Origin of the sequence: Nocardioides eburneiflavus, assembly GCF_004785795.1 — a bacterium.
Classification (GTDB): Bacteria; Actinomycetota; Actinomycetes; order Propionibacteriales; family Nocardioidaceae; genus Nocardioides; species Nocardioides eburneiflavus.
The window spans coordinates 4214155-4224869 of record NZ_SRRO01000001.1; the positions used below are offsets into that span (position 1 = coordinate 4214155).

Here is a 10715-nt window from a genome sequence, read left to right on the forward strand (position 1 = left end):
CTTCAAGCAAGGGTCACCTAAGTCACGCTGGTGGGTCCGCCGGGACCTCGTCGCTGCGCGGAACCCGCCTCAGTCGGCCGTGCGGGCGCGGAAGGTGCGGATCGCGAGCGGCGCGACGACGGCGGTGATCAGGATGATCCAGCCGATCGTGAACGGGATCGGGTGGTGCATCGGGAACGCCGCCCCCTCGGCCAGCGGCTGGTCGTTGCCCCAGAGCTCGCGGACCGCCTGGGTCAGCGACGAGATCGGGTTCCACTCGGCGATGAACCGCAGGAAGGTGGGCATGCGGTCGGTGGGCGCGAACGTGTTGGCGAGGAACGTGATCGGGAACATCGTGGCGAACATGACGCCGTTGACGGCCTCGACCGAGCGCATGGCCGACCCGACCCAGATGCCGACCCAGATCATCGCGAAGCCCCACCCGAGGAGCAGGAGGTAGCCCAGCGCCGCCTCGAAGACGTTGGTGTGGATCCGCCAGCCGATGACCAGGCCGGTCAGCGACATCACCACGAGGCCGATCGAGGAGTGGGCCAGGCTGGAGATGCTGCGACCGACGAGCACCGCGGCGGGGTTGATGGGCAGCGAGCGCATCCGGTCGACGATGCCCTTGTCGAGGTCGGCGGTCAGCCCGACCGCGACGATGAACGAGGCGAAGGCCACGGTCTGGGCCATGATCCCGGCGAGCAGGAAGGCGCGGTAGCCGGCGGGGGTGGCGACGTCGATGGAGGAGCCGAAGACGTAGGCGAACAGCAGCACGAACATGACCGGCTGGATGGTGACGTCGAGCAGCATCTCTGGCATGCGCCTGATGTGGAGGAAGTTGCGGCGCGCGATCGCCCACGACTGCGCCAGCAGGCCGGTCGTGCGGACCTCGGGGCGCTCCAGCGTGGTCGTCGAGCGGGTCGTCGGGTCGGTCGTGGGGCTGGTCATCGGGTCATCTCCCCTGCCGGCTCGCCGGCTGTCTGATCTGTGTCGTCGGGATGTTCCTCGGCCCGGTGGCCGGTGAGGTGGAGGAAGACGTCGTCGAGGCTCGGCCGCTTGAGGCCGATGTCGTCCAGGACGATCTCGCTCTGGTCGAAGAGTCCGGCGACGCGCGTCATGTGGCCCAGCCCCTCGGCCGGAGCGGTCAGCTGGCGGGAGCCGGCGTCGACGTGGACCTCGCGAACGTGGGGGCGCAGCAGCTCCTCGGCGGCCGCCAGGTCCCTCGCGTGGGACACGGTCACCACCAGGGCCGCGGCGCCGGACTGGTCCTTGAGCTGGAGCGGGGTGCCCTCGGCGATCACGGTGCCACGGTCGATCACCACGATGTTGTCGGCGAGCTGGTCGGCCTCCTCGAGGTACTGCGTGGTGAGCAGCAGGGTGGTGCCGTCGGCCACCAGCTCGCGCAGCACCTCCCAGAGCTCGACCCGCGAGCGCGGGTCGAGGCCGGTCGTCGGCTCGTCGAGGAAGAGCACCGGCGGGGTGGCGATCAGGCTCACGGCCAGGTCGAGCCTGCGCCGCATGCCGCCGGAGTAGGTCTTGGCCGTGCGGTCGCCGGCGTCGGCGAGCGAGAACCGCTCGAGCAGCTCGTCGCTCGCACGCCTGATGTAGCCGGCGTCGAGACCGTAGAGGCTGCCGATGAGGCGGAGGTTCTCCCGGCCGGTCAGCAGCTCGTCCACGGTGGCCGCCTGACCGGTCAGCCCCATGCTGCGCCGCACCCCCGCAGGATCGGCCGTGATGTCGTGGCCGGCGACGCGCCCGGTGCCGGCGGTCGGCCTGGTCAGCGTGGTCATCATCCGCACCGTGGTGGTCTTGCCGGCGCCGTTGGGCCCGAGCAGCCCGAGCACCGAGCCCTCCGGGACCTCGAAGGACACCCCGTCGACCGCGACGGTCTCACCGAAGTGCTTGACGAGGCCGTCGGCCTCGATTGCTGGAGCTCGCGTCATGGACAGCACGCTAACCGTAGGGACCGACAACCGCTCCTCGATATGGCGCACCTAGAATCGGGGCGTGCCACCCGCCTCCCCCGCCGTCGAGATCGACGGACTGGTGATGGCCTACGGCGACAAGGTCGCGGTCGACGGTCTCTCCCTCGACGTGGCGCGCGGCTCGATCACGGCGGTCCTCGGACCCAACGGTGCCGGCAAGACGACCACGCTGGAGACCTGCGAGGGCTACCGGGCCCCCCAGCGCGGCACGGTCCGTGTGCTGGGGCTGGACCCCCAGCGCGACCGTTCGGCCCTGCTGCCGCGCATCGGTGTGATGCTGCAGGGCGGCGGCGCCTGGAGCGGCGTACGCGCCGTCGAGATGCTGGAGCACATGGCCGCGCTGCACGCCCACCCGCTCGACACCTCGATGCTCGTCGAGCGCCTCGGCCTCGGCGACTGCGGCCGTACGCCCTACCGCCGGCTGTCCGGTGGGCAGCGCCAGCGGCTGGGCCTCGCGGTCGCCCTGGTCGGGCGCCCCGAGCTGGTCTTCGTCGACGAGCCGACCGCCGGCATGGACCCGCAGGCCCGGCGCACGACGTGGGAGCTGCTGGAGGAGATCCGTACGGACGGGGTGACCGTCGTGCTGACCACCCACCACATGGACGAGGCCGAGCACCTCGCCGACCGGATCCACATCATCGACCGCGGCACGGCCATCGCCAGCGGCACGCCCGCCGAGCTGACCCGCGGCGGCCGCTCGGCCACGATCCGGCTCGTCGTCAACCGCCCGTTCCCCGACGGAGCACCCGAGTCGCTGCGGGGTGACCTCGGTCCGCAGACCGAGGTCCGCCAGCTCGACGAGGTCAGCATGCTCATCCACGGTCCGGCCGACGCCTCGACGCTGGGGAGGGTCTCCCGGTGGTGCGAGGAGCATGGCGTGCTCCCCCAGACCCTGAACCTGGGCCAGCGCACCCTCGAGGACGTCTTCCTCGAGCTCACCGGACGGGAGCTCGCGCCATGACCCCACCCCGTACGGACACGCCCCCGACCACCTTCACACCCGCACCCGGCAGCGCACCGCTCGCCCGGATGGTGCTCGCGCAGGCGCGGATGGAGGCGCGGCTGATGCTGCGCAACGGCGAGCAGCTCCTGCTCGCCCTCGTCATCCCCGTCATCGTGCTCGTCGGCGGCGTCGCCGCCGCCGGCCGTCTGGGCAGCACCCTCGGCGGCCTCGGGGCGGTCGAGGTGCTCACCCCCGGCGTGCTGGCCCTCGCCGTGATGTCGACCGCGTTCACGTCCGTGGCCATCGCCACGGGGTTCGAGCGCCGCTACGGAGTGATCAAGCTCCTCGGGTCCTCGCCGCTGCCGCGGCACGGCCTGCTGCTCGGCAAGGCGCTGGCCCTGCTCAACGTCGTGGCCCTCCAGCTCGTGGTGCTGGTCGTGGTCGGTCTCCTGCTCGGCTGGGAGCCCACGCTCACGCACCCGGTCCGTACGCTGCTCGGCCTGGCCCTGGCCGTCGGCCTGGGCACGGCGGCGTTCGCCGCACTCGGCCTGTTCGTCGCCGGTGTGCTGCGCGCCGAGGCGACCCTGGCCCTCGCCAACCTGGTCTACCTCCTGCTCATGGCCGGTGGCGGCGTCGTGCTGCCGACCAGCACCTACGGTGCGGCGGGCGCGGTGATCCAGTGGCTGCCGTCGGGCGCGCTGGGCGAGGCGATGAGGACCGCGCTCGTGGACGCGCAGGTCGACGGCCGGTCGCTGCTGGTGCTCGTCGCCTGGGCAGCGGTGGGCACGGTGCTCACCGCACGGACCTTCAAGTGGGAATGATGAGAGACACCATCCTCGACAGGCTCGCGCCGCACCTGTGGCCCCTGGCCGTCGCCAACCTGCTCGCCAACATCGGCATCGTCGTCACCGGCGGCGCCGTCCGGCTGACCGGCTCGGGGCTCGGCTGTCCGACGTGGCCGCGGTGCACCGACGAGTCGTACGTCGCGCACGGGGAGCTCGGCCTGCACGGCGCCATCGAGTTCGGCAACCGGCTGCTGACCTTCGTGCTGGGTGCTGTCGCCCTCCTGTGCTTCCTCGCCGCGCTGGGCGCCATGCACCGGCGCGCGACGCGGCTCTCGCTCCTGGTCGGGCTCGGCATCCCGCTGCAGGCAGGCATCGGCGGCATCACCGTGCTGACCGACCTCAACCCGTGGATCGTCGCCGGGCACTTCCTGCTGTCGATGGCGATGGTCATGGTGTGCGTCGCGCTCCTCGACGAGCTCCGCAGCCCTGACCGGGGCCCGGCACCCCCGCTGCCCCGCGCGCTGGCGTGGGCGACGCTGGCCTCGGGCTGGGTGGCGCTCTACCTCGGCACCGTCGTGACCGGCGCCGGACCGCACGCCGGCGACACCGACTCGCCACGCAACGGCCTCGACCCGGCGACGGTGTCGCAGGTGCACGCTGTCTCCGTGTACGTCCTGGTCGCACTCACCGTCGCCCTGCTCGTCGTCGCGGTGCGCGGTGGGCACCACTGGCTGGCCCGCGTGACCGGCCTGGTGCTCGTCGTCGAGGTCCTGCAGGGCGTCGTGGGATGGGTGCAGTACTGGCTCGACCTGCCGGTCGCCCTGGTGGCGCTGCACATGCTCGGCGCCGCGCTGCTGGCCGCCGGCCTCGCCCGCGTCGCCCTGGCGGTGCTCCCCCACCGCGTCGACCGCGAGGCGGTGGCCGACGGCGGGCCGCAGCCCCACGCTGCGACCCGCCCGGTCTAGCGTCCGACCTTGCGGGCGAACACGACGGTGCGCCGCGAGTAGTCGTCGGGCTTGCAGCCCACGAGCACGATGCGCGCCGGCCCGGAGACCGAGTAGAGCGAGCCCATCCGGCGCTTGGCCGGCCAGTACTCCCGCCGGGTGACCTCGAACCTGCACCCGGCGACCCGGACGACGTCACCGCGCCGGAGCCTGCCCCACCGGTCGGCGACTCCGTTGCCGGCGCGCCACGCGTGCCCTGCGTAGACCGTGCTGCCGGTCGGGTCGCAGGGCGGGTCGCCCTTCGACCAGGTGTAGACCGCTCCCCGCAGCCGGGAGCCGACCGCCAGGGTGTCGCCGCGCGCGGGCACCTTGATCACGACGGCGTCCGTGCCCGTCCGGGCGACCTGCAACCGGTCAGGGGCGGCGTTGGCCGCACCCTGACCGGTCAGGACGGCTGCCCCGAGCACGAGTGCCGCGACCACGCCGAGCGCACCGGTGCGCGTCATCGCGCCCCGGTGTCGGGCGCGACCTGGGGCGCGCGGGCGCACGGCTTGTCGGTGAAGGTCATCCGCCACACCTGCTTGCCGCGCAGCCGGAACGTCTCGTCCACCGCCCGCGCACGCACGGTCACGCTGCGCTTCTCGGCCTTGATCCAGGCGCCCTGCCGCACGACCTTGCCGTTGGCCCGGTAGACCACGCCTCGGCTCCTGACGACCTTGAACAGGTCACTCGCGCGGCCGCACTTGTCGATCTTGCGGGCGTTGGCGGACACGACGCGCACCTGGGCAGGCAGCACCTCCGGCGGCGTGGTGACCGGCGGGGTGACGACGGGCGGGGTCGGGCACGGCTGGTTGCTGTCGGCCGGCGCCGGGTAGGTGAGGGTCGTCTGCCCGTCGGGGAACTGGTGGCCGGGCGTGGTGGTCACGGTCACGCTGCCGTCGGGGTTGGTGGTCGACGTCCAGGGGCCGGAGGGCACCTGGCCGTAGTGGGCGTTGCCCGGCCCGCACTCGTCCACCACGGGGATCGACGGCGCGTCGACGGTGGTCACGTTGCACCCGTCGGCGAACGACGACACCGCGATGCTGCCGGAGTTGGTGGCGGTCGTGCCGTTGGACCACCGGGCCGACAGCTCGAGCCTGAGCGGCGACGTCGGCTTGGCGGTGACGGTCTCGGTGAACGTACGCGTCTGCCTCGCGGTGAGCTGCGTGCCGACCGGGACGACGGCGGCTCGGTTGGAGGCGGTGATGGTCTCGGTGATCTGCTCGCTGTTCTCGACGCTCCAGGCGACGCTCCACCCGCCGCCCGACTTGCAGGTGACGGTGCCCGTGATGGTGTTGTGGTGGGCGCTGGCCGCGCCGGCGACGCCGACGACGGCGAAGCCGACGGCAAGGACGAGGGTGACGACCCTCGAGACGGATCGGGCCGCTCCCCCAGCGGTCCGGTCCTGTCGCTTCCGTGATGAAGACATGCTGAAGTACTCCCCTGCTCCCGCGGGGGAGACCCACTGCCTCCCCCTGCGAGAATTCAACGGGGCTTCGGGCCGTCCAACACGGCAGGTTTCCTCAAGATGGTCTCTAGGGTTCGCAAGACTCCTGACGAGACCTTGGGAATTGGGCTAGAGGCCGAGCAGGGGATCCAGTGCCACGGCGACGAAGAGCAGCGACAGGTAGAGGTTCGAGGCGTGGAAGAGCCGCATCGGGTTGATCTCGCCGAGGGCCTCGGACGCCTTGGTGCGCGACCACATCCGGTGCGCCTCGACGAGGAAGACCGCTCCCAGCGCGGCGGCGATGACCGGGTAGACCAGGCTCGTGCCCGCGACCGGCCAGAGGACCAGCGAGGTCGCGACCATCACCCAGCTGTAGACGACGACCTGCCGGCCGACCTCACGGGCGGGCTTGACCACCGGGAGCATCGGGACGTCGACGTTGCGGTAGTCCTCGCGGTAGCGCAGGGCCAGCGCCCAGGTGTGCGGCGGGGTCCAGAAGAACACGACGAGGAACAGCACGACCGGCGTCCACGCCAACGACCCGGTGACGGCCGTCCAGCCGATGAGGGTCGGGAAGCAGCCGGCGATCCCGCCCCACACGATGTTCTGGGTCGTCCGGCGCTTGAGGACCATCGTGTAGACGAAGACGTAGAAGGCGATCGCGATGACCGACAGGACGGCCGAGAGCAGGTTGACGCCGGCGTAGAGGATCACCGTCGAGAGGATGCCGAGCACGAAGCCGAAGACCAGTGCCGCGCGCGGCGAGACGATGTGGCGCGGCAGCGCTCGGCGGCGCGTCCGACGCATCTGCTCGTCGATGTCACGGTCGTAGACGCAGTTGAAGACCGACGCCGACCCGGCCGAGAAGGTCCCGCCGAGCACGGTCCACACGACCGTGTCCAGGTCCGGGATCCCGCGCGCGGCGAAGAACATCACCGGCACGGTGGTGAGCAGGAGCAGCTCGATCACGCGGGGCTTCGTCAGCCCGACGTAGGCCCCGACCACGTCGCGCCAGGTCTTCGGACCCTCCGGCCCGGTGTCGTCGTCACCGGTCGACGGCCGGGCGGACGCGGCAGCGTCGGGACCGGCGTGGGACACGGTGGAAGACCTCGGGGACGGGGACGGATGGGATGCGGACAGCGGGGAACCGATGGGACGAACAGCCGACGGTCCGGCGTCCGGGACGACCTTCGGGCACGGTCGAGTCTACTCGGCCACGACGATAGGGTCGCAGTCGAGGCCACCCCTGCTGGGCTGTGATCCTGACCGCACCCGGTTGCACTCCACCGAGAGGAACTGCGTTGACCAAGAAGTCCGCCCTGCCCGCCACCCTCGAGTGGGACGACATCGACGAGCGAGCCGTCGACACGGCCCGGGTACTCGCGATGGACGCGGTCCAGAAGGTCGGCAACGGCCACCCCGGCACGGCGATGAGCCTCGCCCCGGCGGCGTACCTGCTCTTCCAGAAGGTCATGCGTCACGACCCGGCCGACCCGGAGTGGATCGCTCGCGACCGGTTCGTACTGTCCTGCGGCCACTCCAGCATCACCCTGTACACCCAGCTCTACCTGGGCGGCTTCGGCCTCGAGCTCGACGACCTCAAGGCGCTGCGCACCTGGGGCTCCAAGACCCCCGGCCACCCCGAGCTCGGGCACACCGCCGGTGTCGAGGTGACCACCGGTCCGCTCGGCCAGGGCGTCGGCAACGCCGTCGGCATGGCCCTGTCGGCGCGACGCGTGCACGGCATGCTCGACCCGGACGCCGCCGCCGGCGAGGGCCTGTTCGACCACCAGGTCTACGTCCTGGCCTCCGACGGCGACCTCCAGGAGGGCGTCAGCTCCGAGGCGAGCTCGATCGCGGGCACCCAGAGGCTCGGCAACCTCACCCTCATCTACGACCGCAACCAGATCTCGATCGAGGGCGACACCGACATCGCCTTCACCGAGGACGTCGCAGCCCGCTACGAGGCGTACGGCTGGCACGTCCAGACGGTCGACTGGACCAACGGCGGTACCGAGTACGTCGAGGACGTCCCGGCCCTCTACTCCGCCATCCGCGAGGCCCGTGGCGTGGACGACAAGCCCTCGCTGATCGTCCTCGACACGGTCATCGCGTGGCCCGCACCCAACGCCCAGGGCACCGAGGCCGCACACGGCAGCGCACTCGGCGCCGACGAGGTCGCCGCCACCAAGAAGATCCTCGGCTTCGACCCCGCCCAGACCTTCGAGGTGCCGCCGGGCGTGCTCGAGCACACCCGCGGGCTGCGCGAGCGCGGCTCCGCGTGGAGCGCGGAGTGGGACGAGAAGTACGCCGCCTGGGCCGAGGCGCACCCGGAGTCCGCCGAGCTGCTGCACCGGCTCAAGCGCCGGGAGATGCCCGTGGGGCTCGGCGACGCGCTGCCGACCTTCCCCGCCGACGCCAAGGGCGTCGCCACCCGGTCCGCCTCCGGCAAGGTCATCAACGCCCTCGCGCCCGTTCTTCCCGAGCTGTGGGGCGGCTCCGCCGACCTCGCCGGCTCCAACAACACGACGATCACCAGCGCTCCGTCCGTCGGTCCGGAGGTCGCCAAGATCGGCGAGTGGAGCACCGACCCCTACGCCGGCCGCGTCCTCCACTTCGGCATCCGGGAGCACGGCATGGGCGCGATCATGAACGGCATCGCGGCCGACCGGCTCACCCGGGTCTTCGGGGGCACGTTCCTCACCTTCTCCGACTACATGCGCGGCTCGGTCCGGGTGGCCGCGCTCAGCAAGCTGCCGGTCACCTACGTGTGGACCCATGACTCCATCGGCCTCGGCGAGGACGGCCCGACGCACCAGCCGATCGAGCACCTGGCGGCGCTGCGTGCCATGCCCGGCCTCGACGTCGTACGCCCGGCGGACGCCAACGAGACCGTCGCCGCCTGGCAGGCCATCCTGGAGCGCACCGACACACCGGCCGCGCTGGCCCTGACCCGGCAGAACGTGCCGGTCTTCCCGCGCGGCGACGACGCCGACACCGGACAGCAGTGGGGCTCGACCGAGGGCGTGGCCCGGGGTGCCTACGTGCTGCTCGACGCCGACAAGGGCACGCCCGACGTGATCCTCATCGGCACCGGCTCGGAGGTCCAGCTCGCCGTCGAGGCGCGTGCGCTGCTCGCGGAGGACGGGATCGACGCCCGCGTGGTGTCGATGCCCTGCCTGGAGTGGTTCGAGGAGCAGGACGAGTCCTACCGCGACACGGTCCTGCCGCCCACGGTGAAGTCGCGCGTCTCCGTCGAGGCAGGCGTCAAGCAGGGCTGGCGCGAGGTCGTCGGCGACAACGGCCGGATCATCTCGATCGACCACTACGGCGCGTCGGCCGACTACGCCCGGATCTACACCGAGGTCGGCATCACCGCCCAGGCCGTCGCCGACGCCGCGCGCGACAGCGTGGCCGTCGTCAACGCCTGACCGACCCCGACCGTCCAGACCCACCCACGGGAGGAACCCCATGAACGACCGCCTCAAGGCCCTGGCCGACGCCGGGGTGTCCATCTGGCTCGACGACCTGTCGCGCGAGCGCCTCGAGACCGGCAACCTCGCCGACCTCGTGGAGAGCAGCAACGTCGTCGGCGTCACGTCCAACCCGGCGATCTTCCAGGCCGCGCTGGCCGACGGAGAGCGCTACGACGCCCAGGTCCGTGAGCTCGCGGCCGACGGCGCCGACGTCGACCGCGCGACCCTGGTGATCACCACCGACGACGTGCGCGAGGCCTGCCGGGTCATGCGCCCGGTCTTCGACGCCACCGACGGCGTCGACGGCCGCGTCTCGATCGAGGTCTCCCCCGGCCTGGCCCACGACACCGGCCAGACCGTGACCGAGGCCGCCGAGCTCCACAAGACCGTCGGCGAGCCCAACGTGATGATCAAGATCCCGGGCACCGAGGCCGGCTGGCCGGCCATCACCGAGACGATCGCAGCCGGGATCTCCGTCAACGTCACGCTGATCTTCGGCCTCGAGCAGTACCGCAACGTCATGGAGGCGTACGTCTCGGGCCTCGAGCAGGCGGCCGACAACGGCCACGAGCTCGCCGACATCCACTCGGTGGCCTCGTTCTTCGTCTCCCGGGTCGACACCGAGATCGACAAGCGGCTCGAGGCGACGACCGAGGGCCCCGGCACGGACCCCGCCCTGCGCGGCAAGGCCGGCGTCGCCAACGCGCGGCTGGCCTTCCAGATGTACGAGGAGTTCTTCAGCGGCGGGCGCTGGGAGGCCCTCGAGGCCAAAGGCGCCCGCAAGCAGCGTCCGCTGTGGGCCTCGACCGGTGTCAAGAACCCCGACTACGACGACACGATGTACGTCGTGGACCTGGTCGTCGAGAACACGGTCAACACCATGCCGGAGAAGACCCTCGACGCGGTCGCCGACCACGGCGAGGTGCGTGGCGACCGGGTCCGTCCCTTCTACGACGACGCCGCTGCCCACATGCAGGCGCTGGCCGAGGCCGGCATCGACTACGACGACGTGATCGCCGTGCTGATCGCGGAGGGCGTCGACAAGTTCGTCGTCGCGTGGGACGAGCTCCAGAAGACGCTGGGCGCCTCGCTCGAGGCCGCGCGGGCATGAGCA

Annotated in this window: 10 protein-coding genes; 5 read left to right on the forward strand and 5 right to left on the reverse strand. The window is 71.7% G+C overall.

Annotated features, from left to right (window positions below):
* Positions 1–69: 69 nt before the first annotated feature.
* Positions 70–930 carry an ABC transporter permease gene (locus tag EXE59_RS19765; RefSeq protein WP_135840425.1) on the reverse strand — a complete coding sequence of 287 codons (861 nt, stop codon included), beginning with the start codon at positions 928–930 and terminating at the stop codon, positions 70–72.
* Positions 927–1925 (reverse strand): ATP-binding cassette domain-containing protein, encoded by a 999-nt coding sequence (locus EXE59_RS19770; protein WP_135840426.1) that lies wholly within the window; start codon positions 1923–1925, stop codon positions 927–929. Before EXE59_RS19770 ends, EXE59_RS19765 begins: the two co-directional genes overlap by 4 nt.
* A gap of 64 nt (positions 1926–1989) precedes the next feature.
* Between EXE59_RS19770 and EXE59_RS19775 the strand changes: the two genes are divergently transcribed.
* The 3 genes from EXE59_RS19775 to EXE59_RS19785 are packed head-to-tail and all read left to right on the forward strand — an operon-like array spanning position 1990 to position 4660.
* A complete protein-coding gene (locus EXE59_RS19775; protein WP_246056925.1) occupies positions 1990–2928 on the forward strand; it encodes an ABC transporter ATP-binding protein in 939 nt (312 codons plus the stop codon).
* Positions 2925–3731, forward strand: coding sequence for an ABC transporter permease (locus EXE59_RS19780; RefSeq protein ID WP_135840427.1), 807 nt, complete (start codon positions 2925–2927; stop codon positions 3729–3731). The genes EXE59_RS19775 and EXE59_RS19780 overlap by 4 nt, the downstream gene beginning before the upstream one ends.
* Positions 3731–4660: a COX15/CtaA family protein gene (locus tag EXE59_RS19785; protein WP_246056926.1), complete on the forward strand. Its 930-nt coding sequence runs from the start codon at positions 3731–3733 to the stop codon at positions 4658–4660. Before EXE59_RS19780 ends, EXE59_RS19785 begins: the two co-directional genes overlap by 1 nt.
* Here EXE59_RS19785 and EXE59_RS19790 read toward each other — a convergent pair.
* The 3 genes from EXE59_RS19790 to EXE59_RS19800 all read right to left on the reverse strand — a co-directional run bounded on the left by EXE59_RS19790 (position 4657) and on the right by EXE59_RS19800 (position 7223).
* A complete protein-coding gene (locus tag EXE59_RS19790; RefSeq protein ID WP_135840429.1) occupies positions 4657–5145 on the reverse strand; it encodes a class F sortase in 489 nt (162 codons plus the stop codon). The two genes, EXE59_RS19785 and EXE59_RS19790, sit on opposite strands and share 4 nt — an antisense overlap.
* Positions 5142–6107 (reverse strand): hypothetical protein, encoded by a 966-nt coding sequence (locus EXE59_RS19795; RefSeq protein WP_135840430.1) that lies wholly within the window; start codon positions 6105–6107, stop codon positions 5142–5144. The genes EXE59_RS19790 and EXE59_RS19795 overlap by 4 nt, the downstream gene beginning before the upstream one ends.
* A gap of 147 nt (positions 6108–6254) precedes the next feature.
* Entirely contained in the window at positions 6255–7223 is a 969-nt protein-coding gene (locus EXE59_RS19800; protein ID WP_135840431.1) for a heme o synthase, read from the reverse strand.
* A 203-nt stretch (positions 7224–7426) separates the two neighbouring features.
* On the opposite strand from EXE59_RS19800, the gene tkt reads away from it, so the two are divergent.
* Together tkt and tal are read left to right on the forward strand one after the other, a co-directional pair.
* Positions 7427–9556 carry a transketolase gene (gene tkt, locus EXE59_RS19805; protein ID WP_135840432.1) on the forward strand — a complete coding sequence of 710 codons (2130 nt, stop codon included), beginning with the start codon at positions 7427–7429 and terminating at the stop codon, positions 9554–9556.
* A 40-nt stretch (positions 9557–9596) separates the two neighbouring features.
* Complete coding sequence (gene tal, locus EXE59_RS19810; RefSeq protein WP_135840433.1) at positions 9597–10712, forward strand: transaldolase; 1116 nt, start codon at positions 9597–9599, stop codon at positions 10710–10712.
* Positions 10713–10715: the final 3 nt, after the last annotated feature.

Coding starts and splice junctions, on each gene's coding strand:
- EXE59_RS19765 (WP_135840425.1), bottom strand. CDS start 930: ATGACCAGCCCCACGACCGACCCGACGACCCGCTCGACGACCACGCTG.
- EXE59_RS19770 (WP_135840426.1), bottom strand. CDS start 1,925: ATGACGCGAGCTCCAGCAATCGAGGCCGACGGCCTCGTCAAGCACTTC.
- EXE59_RS19780 (WP_135840427.1), top strand. CDS start 2,925: ATGACCCCACCCCGTACGGACACGCCCCCGACCACCTTCACACCCGCA.
- EXE59_RS19785 (WP_246056926.1), top strand. CDS start 3,731: ATGAGAGACACCATCCTCGACAGGCTCGCGCCGCACCTGTGGCCCCTG.
- EXE59_RS19790 (WP_135840429.1), bottom strand. CDS start 5,145: ATGACGCGCACCGGTGCGCTCGGCGTGGTCGCGGCACTCGTGCTCGGG.
- EXE59_RS19795 (WP_135840430.1), bottom strand. CDS start 6,107: ATGTCTTCATCACGGAAGCGACAGGACCGGACCGCTGGGGGAGCGGCC.
- tal (WP_135840433.1), top strand. CDS start 9,597: ATGAACGACCGCCTCAAGGCCCTGGCCGACGCCGGGGTGTCCATCTGG.